The sequence below is a fragment of the Actinopolyspora biskrensis genome (genome assembly GCF_013408175.1).
GTDB classification, from domain to species: domain Bacteria; phylum Actinomycetota; class Actinomycetes; order Mycobacteriales; family Pseudonocardiaceae; genus Actinopolyspora; species Actinopolyspora biskrensis.
In genome coordinates this window covers 365,223-381,573 of sequence record NZ_JACBYW010000004.1, presented here as the reverse complement: position 1 = coordinate 381,573, position 16,351 = coordinate 365,223, and the positions used below count along the sequence as shown (strand labels likewise).

The following is a 16,351-nucleotide window of genomic DNA, read 5'->3' as shown; positions in this document are numbered from 1 at the left end:
ATCAGCTCAGTTCGGCCAACGTCTTGCGCAGTGCCACCACGGCGTCGGTGAGCTCATCGGACCGCACCGAGAGCGCCGGGCGCCAACGCAGGGAGCGAGGCCCCGAGGGCAGGAAGATCGTCCGGTGGTGCTCGCGGGCCAGCTCGACGGCCCGGTCGCGCAGCGCCCCGTCCGGGAAGTCCACGGCGGCCATCAGCCCGCGTCCCCGAGCAGCGCTGATCACCCCGGGGTACTCCGCTTCCAGCCCGTGCAGCTCGGAAAGCAGCAACTCGCCCATCCGCGCGGCGTTGTCCAGCAGCTCCTCCGACTCGACGACCTCGAGGATCCGCGTCGCGCGCACCATGTCCACCAGCGAACCGCCCCAGGTGGAACTGATCCTGCTCGGTTCCAGGAAGGCGTTGTCCTCGATCTCCTCGACTTTCCGCCCTCCCATGACCCCGCACACCTGGAGCCGCTTCCCGAAGGCGAGCAGGTCCGGTTCCAGCCCCAGCGCCTGATGCGCCCAGGGACGGCCGGTGATCCCTCCGCCGCTCTGCACCTCGTCGGCGACGGTCAGCACGTCGTGCTCGCGGCAGATGCGTTGCATCTCGCGCAGGAAGGCCGGACGCAGATGCCTGTCCCCGCCCTCACCCTGGACGGGTTCGTAGACGAAGCAGGCGATCTCGTCCCCGTAGCGGTCCAGCGCGGCCTCGGCGGCGCGCACCGCCGCGCGTTCGGCGGGCAGCAACTCGGCGGCCTCCCAGTCCTCCCCCGGAGGCACGGCGGGGCTGGGCACGCGCGGCCAGTCGAACTTCGGGTAGTCGCGGATCTTTCGCGGGTCCGTGTTGGTCAGGGACATGGTGTAGCCGGTACGCCCGTGGAACGCCCACTCCAGGTGCAGGGCCCTCGACCCGCGCACCGCGACACCGCGCCGGGCGTTGTGCTTGGTCTTCCAGTCGAACGCCACCTTGAGCGCGTTCTCGACGGCAGGCCCGCCCCCTTCGATGAGGAACAGCCGGGGTAGCTGCGGGTCGCCGAACACGCGGCGCAGCGTCTCGACGAAACGTGCCTGCTGCACGGTGGCGAAGTCCGGGTTCGCGGGCTTGGTCCGCGCGGCACGCACCAGTTCCGCCTCGAACTCGGAGGTGTGCAGCCCGGGATGACCGTGCCCGAGGGGCGCGGAGCTGAAGTACATCGTCATGTCGAGGTATTCCGTTCCGTCCCGCAGATCCCGTACTCGGCACCCCCTCCCGGAGTCGAGATCGACCACCACGTCGAGCAGGTCTCCCGTCACGCGGGAACGCAGTTCTTCGACCACGTCCGCGTCCGGGGTGCGGAACCCTTCGACAGATGCCTGTCGCTGTGCGGTCATGTTCAGCCTCCTGTGGGCCACAACTTCCTCACCTAAAGGAATTAATACCCCCAAAGTCCACAAACAGGCAATATTTTGTTGCGATATCAGTACACAGACGAAAATTTTTCTCTTAAGCTCCGCTTGTTCCCAGCGGGCCCCGCCGTCACCCGATTAAGTGAGAAAGTTTCATTTTCCTGTGTGGTCACGGTAAAGTGATCAACGACACCCGCGGAGCGGAGGGGCGGAATGGACGGCCAAGGGGCACTCGGAAGGCGCCCGCTGCTGAAAGCGGGGCTGGCCACGCTGCTGACCACCGCGTCGGCAGCCCCCGCCCGCGCGGAGCGACGGCACGAGCGGTACCTGCTGGGGCGCGGCATCGGCGACGTCACCGGACAGCCCGCGGAGAACGGCATGATGGGCTATGCCCGCATCGGACAACGCACCACAGGGATCCACCAACGGCAACGGGCACGCGCCTTCGTCGTCGCCGAGCACGACAGGCCGGACCGCCGGGTCGCCGTGGTCGTCGTCGACGCGGGAATGATCTTCGGCTGCGTGCGCGAGGCCGTCCTCGCGAGGCTGGCCGAGCGCCTCGGAGACCGCTACACCGAGCGGAACCTGCTGCTGGCCGCCACGCACACCCACGCGGCCCCGGGTGGTTTCTCCTGCCACACCCTCTACAACGTCACCACGATCGGCTTCCAGCCCGGCACCTTCGAAGCACTGGTCACCGGGACGGCCGAAGCGGTCGAGCGCGCCGACGCGGACCTGGCCCCGGGGCGACTGGGACTGGCCCGCGGTGAGCTGACCGGGGCCAGTGTCAACCGCTCCCGCGAGGCGTTCGAACGCAACCCCGCGGAGGAGAAGCGGCACTTCCCCGGCGCCGTCGACCCGAGCACGGTGCTGCTGACCTTCGAGCGCGGCGGCCACCCGGTGGGGGCGATCAACTGGTTCCCCACCCACGCCACCAGCCTCAGCCCGGACAACACCCTCGTCAGCGGGGACAACAAGGGCTACGCCGCGTACCACTGGGAACGCGAGGTGTCCGGCGTGGACTACCGCGAGCCCGACCCCGGCTTCGTGGCCGCCTTCGCGCAGTCCAACGCGGCGGACATGTCCCCGAACCTGGAACTCCGCCCCGGCACGGGCCCCACCGACGACGAGTTCGCCAACACCAGGATCATCGGCACGCGGCAGTACGCGGCGGCCGCCCGGCTCGTGAGCAGTGCGCGGCCCGTGACCGGGGGGATCGACCACCGGATGAGCCGTGTGGACATGTCCGGGGTGGCGGTGGCCCCCGAGTTCACCGGCGACGGCCGGAAACACACGACCTGCGCGGCGGCGCTGGGAGCCTCCTTCGCGGCAGGCGCGGAGGACGGCCCCGGTCCCTCCTTCTTAGACGAGGGGGCGGGCAACAACCCCTTCTTCGGCACGATCAGCGAAGCGCTGTACCGGGCTTCGCCGGAACTGCGCGAACGGCAGGCACCGAAAGAGATCCTGCTGCCGGTCGGGCCGCTGGGCTGGGTGCCGCGGGTGCTGCCGATCCAGCTGGTGCGCATCGGCGAGCTGCACCTGGTGGCCCTCCCGCAGGAAGTCAGCGTCGTGGGCGGGCTGCGGCTGCGCCGAACCGTGGCCGAACGGCTCGGCACTGCGCCGGAGAACGTGGTCGTGGCCGGTTACGCCAACGACTACGCGGGCTACCTGACCACCCCGGAGGAGTACGACCGGCAGGCCTACGAGGGCGGGCACACGATGTTCGGCCGCTGGTCACTACCCGCTTACCAGCAGGAATTCGCCCGCATCGCCTCCGATCTGGCCGCGGGCGCGGAGAGCGCGGACGGCCCCTCCGCCGAACTGAACCCCGGAGGCGGCCGGGTGCGGCTGCAACCCGGAGTGGTCGTCGACGCACCACCCCCGGGCGGGGACTTCGGGGACGTCCTGGAACCGCCCGGAAGGGGCTACGCCCGCGGCGAGCGGGCGCGGGTGGTCTTCGCCTCGGCGCACCCCAACAACGACCGGCGCGGGGGTGACAGCTTCCTGCTGGTTCAACGCCGCGTCCCCGGAGGCTGGAGCACCGTGGCCGACGACGGGGACTGGTCGACCGAGTACCACTGGGCCAGGAAGGGGCTGGCCGCTTCGACCGCGACGGTCGCCTGGACCGTCCCCTCCGGGGCCGAGAGCGGCGAGTACCGGATCGTGCACCGGGGCGACGCCAAGGAACCGGGGGGACGGGTCAGGAGCTTCTCGGGCACTTCGGACAGTTTCCGGGTCGAGTGAGCCGGACGGTCCGCTCCCGCCCGCACCGCCTTCGGCTCCCGGTTCCACTGTTGCGCCGCGTCGCACCCCGGTGCCAAGATCCCGTTACCGCTGGTAACACTCAAAGCGTGCCCCGGACCGGACTCCGGGCGGACCCACGACAGGGCGCACAGCGCCGCGCAAGCGCACCCGAGGGACGGCGAACATGAGCACCACCAAAACGGTGACCACCGAAGACGGCCTCCGACTCGCGGTCGAGCAACACGGCGATCCGTCCAACCCGTGCGTGGTCTGCGTACACGGCTACCCCGACAACCGCTCGGTGTGGGACGAGGTCGTCACCCGGCTGGCCGAGAGCTACCACGTGGTCACCTACGACGTCCGCGGTGCCGGTGAGTCCGAGCGCCCCGCGGAGCGGGACGGCTACCGGCTGGACCGGCTCGTGGACGACCTCGCCGAGGTGGTGAACGCGGTCGCCCCGGAGAAGGCGGTGCACCTGCTGGCGCACGACTGGGGATCGATCCAGTCCTGGCACGCGCTCACCGACCAGCGCCTGCGGACCAGGATCCGGTCCCTCACCAGCATCTCCGGCCCGAGCCTGGACCACGCCGCGTCCTGGGTGCGCGAACAGTTGCGCAAACCCACCCCGAAGCGGCTGGGCAAGCTCTTCCGCCAGCTGGCACGTTCCGGCTACATCGGATTCTTCCAACTCCCCGTCCTGCCGGAGCTGGCGTGGCGCAGCGGGATGCTCCGGAAGGTCCTTCGCGGGTTGGACGACAGCGCCCGGTACTGCTCCCCGCGGACCTCCGACGCCGTGGCCGGGCTCGAGCTGTACCGGGAGAACATGTCGTCCCGGCCGCGCGGCACCCGGCTCCCGCGGACCGAAGTGCCGGTCCAGGTGCTGGCGCCGAACAGGGACGCCTTCGTCACCGCGGCGCTGCAGACCGAGGTCCGGGCCCACGTCTCCGAGCTCTTCGTGCGCGGGCTCGCGGGCGGACACTGGATTCCGCGGCAACGGCCCGAGCAGGTCGCCCGCTGCGCTGCCGAACTCGTCGAGCATCTCGAGAACGGGACGCGGAAACGCGAGCTGCTCCGGGCACGGGTCTCGGACGACGACTCCGGATTCGAGCACCGGCTCGTCGTGGTTACCGGAGCGGGCAACGGGATCGGAAGGGCGACCGCGCTCGCCTTCGCCGCGAACGGCGCCGAGGTCGTGGTGACCGATGTGGACGAGCAGGCGGCGCGGCGCACTGCGCACCAGGCCCGCGCCGCGGGCGGAACGGCCACGGCCCACGCCCTGGACGTCTCCGACGAGGCGGCGACGTACCGACTGGCCGACCGAGTCCGCGAGGAACACGGCGTGGCCGACATCGTCGTGAACAACGCCGGTGTCGGCTTGGCGGGGAAGTTCTCCGACACGACGGGGGCCGACTGGCGCGAGGTGCTCGGCGTGAACCTGTTGGGAGTCGTCCACGGTTGCCTGGCCTTCACCGAGCAGCAGATCGAACACGGGCAGGGAGGCCGGATCATCAACATCTCCTCGGCCGCCGCTTACCTCCCCGTCAAGGGGTTGTCCGTCTACTCGACGAGCAAGTCCGCCGTGCTGACCCTCTCGGAACGCCTCGACGCCGAGCTGGCCGAGCACGGCATCTCGGTCACCGCCGTCTGCCCCGGTGCGGTGCACACCGGCATCACCGGAACCGCCCGCTTCGTGGGAGTGGACGCCGCGCGGCAGCGACAACGCAGGGAGACCGCGACCAGGCTGTACCGGCTGCGCGGTTTCGGCCCGGAGAAGGCCGCCGCTGCCGTGCTGCGCGCGGCCGGTCACCCCGCCCCGGTCGTCCCCGTCACCACCGAGGCGCGGATCGGTCTGCTGCTGTCCCGGTTCGCACCCGGAATGCTGCGGGCCGCCGCCAGGACTGGCCCCAAGGTCCGCTGACGGCGGTTCTCCGCCCCGCCCGGTTCACGGGCCGGGACCGGGCGGACGAAGAACCGCGCAGCTCACCGAAAGCCCGTCACCACTCGGCGAAGGAACCGTCGTCGTCGCGCCAGATCGGCGAACGCCACCGGTGACCGAGCTCGGCCGCCCTGCGCACGGCCGCCTCGTCGATCTCGATCCCCAGCCCGGGGGCCTCGGGGGCACGAACCCGGCCCTCCTCGAAGCGGAACGGGCTCGGATCCACGAGGTAGTCCAGCAGATCTGACCCCACGTTGTAGTGGATCCCCCTGCTCTGCTCCTGGATGAGGAAGTTGGGGGTGGAGAACGCGATCTGCAGGCTCGCGGCCAGCGCGATGGGCCCGAGCGGACAGTGCGGAGCCATCGTCACGTCGTGGGCCTCCGCCATCGCCGCGATGCGCCGCACCTCGGAGATCCCTCCCGCGTGGGAGAGGTCCGGCTGGGCCACCGCGATCCCCGCACCGAGCACGTCACGGAAGTCCCACCGGGAGAACAGGCGCTCGCCCAGCGCCACGGGAACGGAGGTCGCCGCGGTCACCTCACGCACCTTCGAGGTGTTCTCCGGAAGGACCGGCTCCTCGACGAACAGGGGCAGCAGCGGTTCCAGCCGCGGCACCACCCTGCGGGCCATGGCCGTGGAGAAGCGGCCGTGGAAGTCCACGGCCACGTCGCGTCGGTCCCCGAGCACTTCGCGCACGGCCTCGACGCGGCGCACCACACCCTCCACTTCGGCCGGTGTGTCTATGTGGCGCATCCTGCCGCTGGCGTTCATCTTCACGGCCGTGAAGCCGGCCTCGACCTGTTCGGCTGCCGCTTCCGCCACTTCCGACGGCTCGTCACCGCCGATCCACTGGTACACCCGCACGCGGTCGCGCAGCGGACCGCCGAGCAACCGGTGGACGGGAACCCCGTAGGTCTTGCCCGCGATGTCCCACAGCGCCTGGTCGATCCCGGCCACCGCGCTGGACAGCACCGGCCCCCCGCGGTAGAAACCGCCCTTGGTCATCACCTGCCAGTGGTCCTCGATGGCGAGCGGATCACGCCCGACCAGCAGTTCGGACAGTTCCTCCACCGCCGTGGCCACGGTGTGCGCGCGCCCCTCGACCACGGGTTCGCCCCACCCGACGACGCCTTCGTCGGTGGTGATCTTGAGAAACAGCCAACGCGGAGGGACCGGAAAGGTCTCGAGCGCCGTGATTCGCATCGTCGTTCCTTCCATTCGTCGGAGCCCGCGGCCGACCACCCGGTGGTCAACGCGGCTCCCGACCGTGCGGGGCCCCGGTTCAGCGCGGGGCCGCCCGCGCACCGGTCGTCCTCGCCCGTTGTCCGGGACACCCGTCCGGCACGCGCACGAGCGGGAAATTTTTGTATGACAGGTGCACCTCGGACAACACGCCACCCGGCGCACCAAACCGGCGGCAGACGGACCAGTAGACGCACTTTGAACTGGGAGTTTCCTTTTTCCGGGCATCCGTTGGCACCGGCTACCCAAACCGGAACCTATCTGATAGGTTTTCCCCCCAACAGCCGGGGACGCTCACCCGGGACCGAGTGACGACGAGCAGACGAGGGCGCCGGATGACCCACACCGGAGACGCGGAGGGCGCCGAACCCGGGGACGCCGCGACCGAACTCGAAGAGCTGATCTTCGAGGAGTTCGAGATCGGCTCCCTGCTCCCGTCCGAGTCCGCGCTCGCGACACGCCTGGAGGTCAGCAGGCTCACCGTTCGCGAGGCGATCCGCTCGTTGCAGGCACGAGGCATCGTGGAGATCCGCAAGGGACGCCGTCCACGAGTGACCGCGCCGAGCGGTGACCAGGTGGGGGACTTCTTCAGCACGCTGCTGCGCTTCCGGCCGAGCTCGGTTTTCGAGCTGCTCGAAGTACGTCACGGTCTCGAAGTGCAGACCAGCACCCTCGCCGCGAGCAACGCGGGAGCGGGCGACATCTCGGACCTGGAGCACTCCATACAGGCGATGACCCGGGCCACCACCTCGGAGGAGTACCACGAAGCCGATCTGCGCTTTCACGAGCTGCTCGCACGCGCTTCCGGCAACCGGATACTGGCCCTGCTGATAGAGGCGCTGGCCGGCAGCCTGCGCAACAGCATGATCGCGAGTTACCGGGGTCATCGCAGTCTCGGCGGCTCCCCCGAGGACGCCGCGCGACAACACCGCGAGGTACTCGAACGCGTCCGGGAGAACGACCCGGCAGCGGCAGCGGCAGCCATGCGCAAGCACCTGCGCACGACCGAGCGCGACCTGCGCGCCACGTTCGCCACCCCACCCGCTGAGGACTCATGAGAGCGTCGGCAGCTCGGTTCGCACGGCGGTGCGGGAGGCAAGCGCGGACCGTAAACGGCGCATCCGCTTGTGACCACCTACGCGAACCAACCCACTGGACTCGCCAACTAAGGAGCAGGACGAATGACCGGTGAATCCGCAGTGCTGCAACTGGACGCGGAGCGGGCGACCGAAGTCTGCGCCGAGCACGGCGAAGGCCCCGTCTGGGATCCGGACACGGGGCAACTGCACTGGGTGGACATGCTCGCGGGTGAGCTGCTCACGATGGTCCCCGGTGGCGTCATCGGCCGCACCAAGCTCGGCACCGTCGCCGCGGTGGCCCGCCCCGTGGTCGGCGGTGGTCTCGTGCTGGCGCTGGAGCGGGGGTTCGCGCTGCTGCGCCCCGGCAAGCAGACCCCGGAGTCGCTGCCCCAGCTGTGGAGCGACCCGTCGATCCGGATGAACGACGGCGGCTGTGACGCGCTCGGGCGGTTCTACGCGGGTTCCATGGCCTACGACGAGAGCCCGGGCAAGGGCGCTCTCTGGCGACTGGACGGGGCGCTGCGCGCCACGAGAGTCCTCGACGGAGTGACCATCTCCAACGGTCTGGTGTGGACCGAAGAGGGCGGGAGCGCGTTCTACGTGGACACCCCGACCGGACGTGTCGACCGGTTCGACGTCGACGAGCGCACCGGCGAACCGCACAACAGGCGTCCCGCCGTGCGCATCCCGAACGAGCTCGGCAGTCCCGACGGCTTGGCGCTGGACGCCGAGGGGTGTCTGTGGGTCGCGCTGTGGCAGGGCGGTGCCGTGCACCGCTACTCGCCCGACGGACAACTGCTCACGCGGGTACGCGTGCCCACCCCGCAGGTGACCGCCTGCGCGTTCGGCGGCCCCCGGATGGAGACCCTCTACATCACCACGTCCCGCCAGGGACGGGACGATCGTGACGACGGCTCGTCCGGGGCTCTCTTCCGAGTGACACCCGGTGTTCGCGGGACGCCCGTGCACCCGTTCCGTCCGGAGGTCGGCGAGTGAGCCCGGATCTGATCACCTTCGGCGAGACGATGGGGCTGCTGCTGGCACAGCCCGGCCTGCCGCTGGAGCACGCGGACGGCTTCCGGCGTTCCGTCGCCGGAGCCGAGTCGAACACCGCCGTCGGCATGGCCCGGCTCGGCCATTCCGTCGGCTGGTTCGGCCGGGTCGGCGACGACCCCTTCGGGCACGCGGCGCTGCGCATGATGCGCGGCGAAGGGGTGGACGTGTCCAGGGCCGTGGTCGACGACACCCGCCCCACCGGACTCCTGGTCCGGGACGCGCACGCGCAGCGCCCGATCGAGGTCTGCTACTACCGCTCCGGGTCCGCGGGCAGCTCGCTGCGTCCCGCGGACGTGGACGAGCAGTGGATCGCCTCGGCCCGCTCGCTGCACTTCACCGGCATCACGGCCGCGCTTTCCGAGGACGCCCGCGCCGCCTCCGAAAAAGCCGCGCACGTGGCCCGCGAGGCGGGAGTCCCGGTGAGCGTGGACCCGAACATCCGCCGGAAGCTGGCCGACGGACCGCGGTGGCGGGAACTGCTGCGGCCGCTGACCGGATACGCCGACCTGGTGCTGACCGGGCTGGACGAGGCCAGGGAGATCAACGGCCACACCGACGTGCGGGACACGGCCGCGTGGTTCCTCGAACGGGGAGCCGGGCTGGTGGTGCTCAAACTGGGCTCCGAGGGAGCCTGGGCCACCGACGGAACCGAGGAGTGGTTCCAGCGCGCTGCCGAGGTGCCGATCGTGGACCCTGTCGGGGCAGGGGACGCCTTCAACGCTGGTTTCCTGTCCGCACGACTGCGCGGGCTGCCCGTGCCGGAGGCACTGGCCGAGGGGGTGGTCGTCGCGGGCAACGTGGTCCAGGTGGCCGGGGACATGGACGGGTTGCCGAACTCGAGGATGCTGGAGCTGACCCGCGACTCCGAACAGGTCACCACCCGTTAGAGGGTCGGCAGCTCGGTTCGCACGGGTGCTCGCTTGGCGGAGCCTCCCGCGGGCTCTCGCCGCGGGTGCCCCGACACCGGGTGGCCACGATCGAGCACCCGAGCCGACCGACGAGTCGGACGGAAAGCATCGGCGCGGAAGCGGAGATTACCGGGAGGTACGGGATGTATCGCTGGCAAGCGATGAACGTCATCGCCGAGCACGGCGTGGTGGGCATCATTCGCGCGGAAACGGCTCAGCAGGCCGGTCTGCGGGCCAGGACCTGCCTGGACTCCGGACTGTCCGTGCTGGAGATCTCGCTGACCACCCCCGACGCCCCCGAGCTGATCAAGGAGCTCCGCCGGGAGTACCCGTCGGCGCTGCTCGGGGCCGGGACCGTGCTCGACGCCGCTTCCGCGTGGACGGCCATAGCAGCCGGTGCCGGATTCCTCGTGTCGCCGTCGCTGCACGAGGACGTGGTCAGCACGGGGCACCGCTACGGAGCGGCGGTGATCCCGGGGACCGACACCCCCGGCGAGATCGTCCGCGCGCTGTCGGCGGGCGCGGACGCGATCAAGCTGTTCCCGGCGAGCAGGTGGACTCCCGAGAGCATGCGCGACGTGCTGGCCGCGCTGCCCCAGGCGCCGCTGGTGCCGACCGGTGGCGTGTCGCTGGAGAACGCTCCCGACTGGATAGCCGCCGGGGCCGTCGCGGTGGGGATGGGATCGGCCCTGTCCAGGGGCAGCACCGACGAGGCCACCGCCAGGATATCCGACCTGCGCACACGGATCAGGACCGCGCGCGGGTGAACGCACCCGATCCGGTCCCGGGATCGCGCGCCGGGAGAGCACGGTGTCCGTCGTCGAGCTCCCGGGCCGCGCCGGCGGGAACTACCTGAACCAGCCCGTGACGCGGTCCAACCAGGTTTCCAGCAGCTCGGCGTCGCCGCGGACCTCGACGTCCGCTTCGGACAGTTCCTTCCGCCGGTAGGCGACGAGCAGCAGCTCGTTCAGCGGCCCCCGCAGCGCCACCGCCGCCTTCTCGTGCGCGCGACGCCACGTGATCGGGTCCCCGGTGAGATCGACCGCCCATTCCGCGGCGAGTTCCACCCCCGCGTCGGTGGCGTGCAGGTGAACCGTGCCGCCGCTGCCCGGCAACCGGATCGCTTCCGGATCGGCTTCGAGCAGCTGCGGCAACGAGCACAGTTGCATCCACTCGTCCAGCGCGTCCACCGCGAGCTCCGGTTCGGGGGTGAACTCCTTCCCGAGCGCGAACCCGGCGTCGGCCCGGTGCACCAGCGTCTCGTGGGTCATCCGGCGCGCCCACGACAGCGCCACCGGCCGCACCCCTTCCACCGGGTTCCACACCGCGGCTTCCGGACCGGCGCTGCGCAGCACGTCGGCCAGTCCCTCGGCACCCTCGACGAGCCAGGTACCGAGCACCGCGGGGTCCTGCCCGGCGGATTCGAGGTTCCCGCTCGCCTGCGCCGCGCAGACCTCCACCTCGTCCCGAGTCCGCACGATCCGTTCGACCCAGCGGTGCTCCCCGCCGAGGTGCAGCATCAGCTGCTCCAGACTCCAGTCCGGGCAGGTCGGCACGCGCGCGCTCGGAGCGGCGCCGTCGACCGCCTCCCCCAGCAGCCCGGCCTGCCGGACGATCTCCGCGCAGTAGCGCTCGTGATCCAGTGCACTCATGTGCCCACAGTAGACCAGCACGGACCTCCACGGCGGGTTCTCCGCGAGAACCCGCCGGCCGCACGGGAAGACCCGCCCGCGCGACCGGAACCGGCCCCCGAGCGGTTCGGGGCGTCCACCGGGCATCCCTCGCGGGATCACCCCACTCGTGCGTCCGCGGCGTGATCCCGGGGCTCCGCCAACTCGGTGTGGACGACATCGGGGCGGTTCCCGTGATCCCGGGTGAACTCCAAGAAGCGCGAGACGGGCCCTTCGTGGGTCAGGTGGAGTTCGTGCATGGCCCTGGTGCACGCGATGTAGAGCATGCACCTGTCCATCTCGTCGGAGTAGTTCTCCTCGTCCGCGTACGGTACGACCACGGCGTCGAACTCCAGTCCCTTGGAGATGTGCGCCGAGGTGACGACGATGCCTCCTGCGAACGCCGTGCTGTCGTAGTCGAGCAGGGTCAGCTCGACACCGGCCTCGGACAAGGCACGATGGAGCTTCTCCGCCTGGGGGACGGTCTTGCAGATGATGCCGAGGGAGCGGTTTTCGCTGCTTGCGTGCTGCTCGATGACGGTCAGGATCCGCTCCTCCTCCCCCGATGGTCCGCGCAGGCGGTGATCCGGGGCGGCGGTCCGTGGCGCTCGATCGGGACGAGCTTGTCGTTCCTGGAGATGTGCTGGGCGAAATCCGTGATCTCGATCGTGGAGCGGTAGCTCTTGCACAGCTCCAGCGAGTCGGCCTCCGGGAAGATGCTGCGGATCGTCGGCAGCGACGAGGAGCTGAACGGGTTGACCGACTGGTTGGAGTCGCCGAGGATCGTCATGTCGCAGGAGAAGAGCTCGCGCAGCACGGCGTACTGGACGGGGGTGTAGTCCTGCATCTCGTCGACCAGCAGATGACGGATGTGGCTGTAGCTCTCCTGCCGCGCCGTCCTGATCATGGTGTAGATCAGCGGGAACACATCGGCGTACTCGATCTTCTTCCGGCCGAGCGGCTTGAACATGTCGCGGCGTGAGGAGTCCCGGTAGAACGCCTTGTACATGGCCAGCGCGTCCTTGTGGGCGAACATGGCGCGGACCTGCCTGCGGACACCGGAGGTGTCGGCCGCCGTGGGCGCCGGGCTCTCAGTCGGCGCCTGCGCACTGATCGGCGCCCGCCTGCTGATCGACGGGCTGATGGCGCACGAGCGGGCCGTGGCGTTCACCATCGCGCACGTCGCGTCGCTGCTCGCCCTGCTCGCGGTGATCACCGCGAGCGCCTGCTGCCTGTCCGCGTGGCCACCGCGAGCGCCAGTCGAGTCGTTCTGGGCGCCGCAGGCGCCTGCGTGGCACCGGCCCTGGTCGGTATGACCGTGCTCACCGGTTGGTTCCCGGACGGCGGCACACGGCTCCTCGTCCTCCCGCCGTGGGCGGCGATCGCACTGGGCGCCGCGCTCCTGCTCACCATGGCGGCTCTCCTCGGGCAGGCACCTCGCGAGACGCGGCCGGGTCATCGGGCCTTGGGGTGACCCGGCGCGGGGCTCCCGTCGGAGGACCGCCCCGGCGGGGATCACCGAAGCGGACCGGATCCCGGCGGGACTCCCGCCTCGTGACAAAAACGGGGCCGTCTCCGCTGGCGAGCGGAGACGGCCCCGGAAGGATTGGTACTCACCAAAACCCAGTCGGTGGAGCTGCGGGGAATCGAACCCCGGACCTTCTCGATGCGAACGAGACGCGCTACCAACTGCGCTACAGCCCCGCACCCCGGCTGTCTCACCGAGTGCTTGTACAGCGTAACAACCGTCTCAGCGGGGCGTGGACACCCCCCTCCACAACAACAGGGCGCATCATTCTCCCACCGCACGGCGGTACGGCTGCCAAAGTCGGTCGTCCAGCTCGTCGAACTCCGGGTCCTCGTCGTCGATGTCCAGAACCTCCACCCCGGAACCGTTCCGGACTCGGGAGCCCCCGGCGGCCCACCTGGGGCCGACGTCCTCGGAGCCCTCCTCTCCCCCGTCGGCGGCGGAGGTCTCCGCACGGGAGGGCTCGGAGCGGGGGTTCTCGTCCTCGGAGCGCCCCGTCTCCCCGTTCATCCGGGCCAGCCTGCGGTTGCGCACGTCCTCCTCGATCCGCACCTGCCGCCGCAGATATCCCAGGTAGCCGACCAACGACAGATCGGCGATCCCGTGGAACCACCACAGCACCGACCAGGAGAACCCGGCCAGCAAAGCGGTCAGCACGGCCACGACGAGCATCACGAGCACGATCCGCTGTCTGCGCGCGTACTTGGTCCGCGCGGCCAGCGCGGCGGCGTCCGGGTCGAACCCACCGCGTCCGGGGCGGTAACGACGACCGGAACGAACCTCCTCGCCACGCACACCGCGCCACTGCTCCTCGTCGGGCGCGTCGAACTCCTCGTCGAGCTCCTCGTCGAGCTCGGCGCCGTCCGCGTCGTCGTGCGCCGTGTTCGGATCGACCTTGCCTTCACTGTCGGGCATCGCGAGCGCCTCCTTGCCCTTGTTCCCGCTCGAACCGCCGGTCGACGCGGAGTGCCGTTCCCCACCGCGACGAATCACCCGTGCGGACAGGGCGGTGTCCGTCGTACGGGAAACCTCCTGCCTACGACGCGCGAACATGGGCACCAGAACGATGAGCCATGCCGCCGCCAGCGCCACGAAAATCAGCGAGCTGAGCACACCTCGCCACCTCCCCCTGGCAAACGGCGGCACACACCTGCACTGTCCACGTTATCCAGAACGTTCATCCCTGTCTTGGAGACACGCCGCCGACGATCGGTTCCCCCGAACAACGACAATCCCACGAAGGAGGCAACACAGGACTCCGATCGCGCAATGAACCGGATTTGTCCCCACCCGAACGGAGGAGCACGAAGTCAGGGCCGCCGCACCCGCCCGGAACGGATCAGCGCACTCTCCACCCCTTCGGGGACCTCCTCCGCCGTCAACGCGTAAACCAGGTGGTCCCGCCACGCCCCGGCCACGTCGAGATACCGCTCGAACAGCCCCTCGCGACGGAAAGCCGCCTTCTCCAGCACGCGAACGCTCGACGCGTTCTCCGGACGCACCGTCGCCTCCAGCCGGTGCAGCCCGACGGGGCCGAAGCAGTGATCGGCGGCCAGCGCCAGCGCCGCCGTGGCCACGCCGTTCCCCGCCGCGGCACTGGAAACCCAGTAACCGACCCATCCGGAGCGAAGCGCCCCCCGGATGATGTTGCCCACTGTCAACTGTCCGACCAGCACACCGTCCAGGGTGATCACGAAGGGCAGCACGTGCCCCCGCCGGGCCATCCCGCGCAACGAGGCCCACTGGCCGAACCACGCCGAGGCCGCGTTGCGCTGTTGCCAGTCACCACCCGAGGGCTCCCAGCGGCGCAGGTACTCCCTGTCCCGCAGTCGTATACCGCTCCAGTCGGTGGCGTCCCGCAGCCGCGGCGGACGCAGGGCCACCCCGCCCCCTTCTACGACCAGCGGTCCGAGGCGGGCGGGCCACCCCGGGTGCCTGCCTTCGGTCGGCTCGGGTCTCGGGACGGGTCCCGCCATGGCTTGCCTGCGCTCCCATCGGACGAAGCACTGCTACTCGGATCAACGCCGCGAAGCCGGCGACACCGGCTCCCCCGCGGCGACTCGTTCAGGAACGCTGGGACAGGAAACTGACCCGGAGACGTTCGCCGGGCGTGGCTTCGCTGACCTCCTCGTCGAGCGTCATGAGACAGTTGGCCTCGGCCAACGGAGCCAGCAGGTGCTCCTCCGAACCGCCGACCGGTTGCACCAGATAATCCCCGCCCTCGGAGTCCCGCAGCAACCTGCCGCGCACGAAACCACGTCGTCCCTTCGTGGAGGAGACCGGCGAGACGAGCTCGGCCGTGATGACCCGGCGATGCGGATTGGTCTTGCCCAGCGCCGAACGGATGATAGGACGCACGAGCACTTCGAACCCCACGAACGCGCCCACGGGGTTGGCCGGAAGCAGGAAGGTCGGAACCCGGTCGGGGCCCAGCAGGCCGAATCCCTGCGCGGACCCGGGATGCATCGCCACCCGCTCGGTGTCCAGCTCCCCGAGCTCGGCCAGGCAGGAACGAACCCGGCTTCCCACTGATCCCCCCGCGCCGCCCGCTATGACGACGATCTCGGAGAGCAGCAGCCTGCCCTCGATCACCTCCCTGAGGCGCTTCGGGTCGAAGCCGACGATCCCCACTCGCGTGACCTCCGCTCCCGCGTCCCTGGCCGCGGCGGCCAGCGCGTAGGAGTTCACGTCGTAGACCTGCTCCGAACCGGGAGTGCCGCCCAGGTCCACCAGCTCGTCACCCAGCGAGATCACCGAGACGCGCGGCTTCGGCTGCACGAGCACCTTGTCCCGGCCGACGGCGGCCAGCATGGCCACCTGCGCGGGGCCGATCGCGGTCCCCCGCCGCACGGCGACGTCACCCTCCCGCACATCGTCGCCCTCGCGCCGGACGAAGGCGGCGGAGGGAACCGAACGCAGCACGGTGATCCGGTCCGAGCCCCACTCCGTGTCCTCGACCGGGACGACGGCATCCGCCAGTGTCGGCAGCGGCGCACCGGTTCCGACGTGGACGGCCTGTCCGGGCTGGAGCCTGCGGGACTGCCGCGAGCCCGCCGCGGTGTCTCCCGCCACGGGGAGCACGGCGGGCTCGGTGTCCGCGTGCTTGACGTCGACGCTCCGGACGGCGTAACCGTCCACGGCGGCCTGGTCCGCCATCGGCAGCGCCCGCTCGGCCAGCACCTCCTCCGCGCACGACAATCCCTGCGCCTCCGCTATCGCCACCCGAACAGGTGAAGGCCGCACGGCGGCCGCGAGTATCCGTGCAAGCTGCTCATCCACTGATCTCATGGCTGTCGACCTCTTCCGCGAAGACGCTGTTGC

14 protein-coding genes and 1 tRNA gene are annotated in these 16,351 nt (G+C 70.3%); 6 read left to right on the top strand and 9 right to left on the bottom strand.

What is annotated here, in order from left to right; all coding sequences use genetic code 11:
• Position 1: 1 nt before the first annotated feature.
• A complete protein-coding gene (lat, locus tag FHR84_RS12840; RefSeq protein WP_218862784.1) occupies positions 2-1,351 on the bottom strand; it encodes an L-lysine 6-transaminase in 1,350 nt (449 codons plus the stop codon).
• A 228-nt stretch (positions 1,352-1,579) separates the two neighbouring features.
• Between lat and FHR84_RS12835 the strand changes: the two genes are divergently transcribed.
• Both FHR84_RS12835 and FHR84_RS12830 read left to right on the top strand, forming a co-directional pair.
• On the top strand, positions 1,580-3,610 hold the full coding sequence (locus FHR84_RS12835) for a neutral/alkaline ceramidase (protein ID WP_179535715.1): 2,031 nt from the start codon (positions 1,580-1,582) through the stop codon (positions 3,608-3,610).
• 184 nt (positions 3,611-3,794) lie between these two features.
• On the top strand, positions 3,795-5,528 hold the full coding sequence (locus FHR84_RS12830; RefSeq protein WP_179535714.1) for an SDR family oxidoreductase: 1,734 nt from the start codon (positions 3,795-3,797) through the stop codon (positions 5,526-5,528).
• 76 nt (positions 5,529-5,604) lie between these two features.
• On the opposite strand, the gene dgoD is transcribed toward FHR84_RS12830, so the two are convergent.
• A complete protein-coding gene (gene dgoD, locus FHR84_RS12825; RefSeq protein WP_179535713.1) occupies positions 5,605-6,750 on the bottom strand; it encodes a galactonate dehydratase in 1,146 nt (381 codons plus the stop codon).
• A 374-nt stretch (positions 6,751-7,124) separates the two neighbouring features.
• Here dgoD and FHR84_RS12820 point away from each other — a divergent pair, with 374 nt between their 5' ends.
• The 4 genes from FHR84_RS12820 (at position 7,125) to FHR84_RS12805 (ending at position 10,599) form a co-directional block, all read left to right on the top strand.
• Complete coding sequence (locus tag FHR84_RS12820; RefSeq protein WP_179535712.1) at positions 7,125-7,847, top strand: FadR/GntR family transcriptional regulator; 723 nt, start codon at positions 7,125-7,127, stop codon at positions 7,845-7,847.
• A gap of 123 nt (positions 7,848-7,970) precedes the next feature.
• A complete protein-coding gene (locus FHR84_RS12815) occupies positions 7,971-8,864 on the top strand; it encodes an SMP-30/gluconolactonase/LRE family protein (protein ID WP_179535711.1) in 894 nt (297 codons plus the stop codon).
• A complete protein-coding gene (locus FHR84_RS12810; RefSeq protein ID WP_179535710.1) occupies positions 8,861-9,811 on the top strand; it encodes a PfkB family carbohydrate kinase in 951 nt (316 codons plus the stop codon). The genes FHR84_RS12815 and FHR84_RS12810 overlap by 4 nt, the downstream gene beginning before the upstream one ends.
• Positions 9,812-9,975: 164 nt before the next feature.
• Positions 9,976-10,599 carry a bifunctional 4-hydroxy-2-oxoglutarate aldolase/2-dehydro-3-deoxy-phosphogluconate aldolase gene (locus tag FHR84_RS12805; RefSeq protein WP_179535709.1) on the top strand — a complete coding sequence of 208 codons (624 nt, stop codon included), beginning with the start codon at positions 9,976-9,978 and terminating at the stop codon, positions 10,597-10,599.
• Positions 10,600-10,680: 81 nt separating this feature from the next.
• Here the strand turns inward: FHR84_RS12805 and FHR84_RS12800 are convergent, their stop codons facing one another.
• The 7 genes from FHR84_RS12800 to glp form a co-directional block, all read right to left on the bottom strand.
• Positions 10,681-11,484: a maleylpyruvate isomerase family mycothiol-dependent enzyme gene (locus FHR84_RS12800; protein WP_179535708.1), complete on the bottom strand. Its 804-nt coding sequence runs from the start codon at positions 11,482-11,484 to the stop codon at positions 10,681-10,683.
• Positions 11,485-11,621: 137 nt separating this feature from the next.
• Complete coding sequence (locus FHR84_RS22465; RefSeq protein WP_246300509.1) at positions 11,622-11,954, bottom strand: ATP-binding domain-containing protein; 333 nt, start codon at positions 11,952-11,954, stop codon at positions 11,622-11,624.
• Positions 11,955-12,043: 89 nt separating this feature from the next.
• Positions 12,044-12,961 (bottom strand): UvrD-helicase domain-containing protein, encoded by a 918-nt coding sequence (locus FHR84_RS22460; protein WP_246300508.1) that lies wholly within the window; start codon positions 12,959-12,961, stop codon positions 12,044-12,046.
• A gap of 172 nt (positions 12,962-13,133) precedes the next feature.
• Positions 13,134-13,206 (bottom strand) — tRNA-Ala (locus tag FHR84_RS12790).
• An 88-nt stretch (positions 13,207-13,294) separates the two neighbouring features.
• On the bottom strand, positions 13,295-14,143 hold the full coding sequence (gene sepX, locus FHR84_RS12785; protein WP_179535707.1) for a divisome protein SepX/GlpR: 849 nt from the start codon (positions 14,141-14,143) through the stop codon (positions 13,295-13,297).
• A gap of 197 nt (positions 14,144-14,340) precedes the next feature.
• Positions 14,341-15,006, bottom strand: coding sequence for a GNAT family N-acetyltransferase (locus FHR84_RS12780; protein WP_179535706.1), 666 nt, complete (start codon positions 15,004-15,006; stop codon positions 14,341-14,343).
• 88 nt (positions 15,007-15,094) lie between these two features.
• On the bottom strand, positions 15,095-16,318 hold the full coding sequence (gene glp / locus FHR84_RS12775) for a molybdotransferase-like divisome protein Glp (RefSeq protein WP_179535705.1): 1,224 nt from the start codon (positions 16,316-16,318) through the stop codon (positions 15,095-15,097).
• Positions 16,319-16,351: the final 33 nt, after the last annotated feature.

Bases quoted from the DNA above. Each gene is read 5' to 3' on its own strand.
- lat (WP_218862784.1), bottom strand. From the start codon at position 1,351: ATGACCGCACAGCGACAGGCATCTGTCGAAGGGTTCCGCACCCCGGAC.
- FHR84_RS12835 (WP_179535715.1), top strand. From the start codon at position 1,580: ATGGACGGCCAAGGGGCACTCGGAAGGCGCCCGCTGCTGAAAGCGGGG.
- FHR84_RS12830 (WP_179535714.1), top strand. From the start codon at position 3,795: ATGAGCACCACCAAAACGGTGACCACCGAAGACGGCCTCCGACTCGCG.
- dgoD (WP_179535713.1), bottom strand. From the start codon at position 6,750: ATGCGAATCACGGCGCTCGAGACCTTTCCGGTCCCTCCGCGTTGGCTG.
- FHR84_RS12820 (WP_179535712.1), top strand. From the start codon at position 7,125: ATGACCCACACCGGAGACGCGGAGGGCGCCGAACCCGGGGACGCCGCG.
- FHR84_RS12815 (WP_179535711.1), top strand. From the start codon at position 7,971: ATGACCGGTGAATCCGCAGTGCTGCAACTGGACGCGGAGCGGGCGACC.
- FHR84_RS12805 (WP_179535709.1), top strand. From the start codon at position 9,976: ATGTATCGCTGGCAAGCGATGAACGTCATCGCCGAGCACGGCGTGGTG.
- FHR84_RS12800 (WP_179535708.1), bottom strand. From the start codon at position 11,484: ATGAGTGCACTGGATCACGAGCGCTACTGCGCGGAGATCGTCCGGCAG.
- FHR84_RS22460 (WP_246300508.1), bottom strand. From the start codon at position 12,961: ATGACCCGGCCGCGTCTCGCGAGGTGCCTGCCCGAGGAGAGCCGCCAT.
- FHR84_RS12780 (WP_179535706.1), bottom strand. From the start codon at position 15,006: ATGGCGGGACCCGTCCCGAGACCCGAGCCGACCGAAGGCAGGCACCCG.
- glp (WP_179535705.1), bottom strand. From the start codon at position 16,318: ATGAGATCAGTGGATGAGCAGCTTGCACGGATACTCGCGGCCGCCGTG.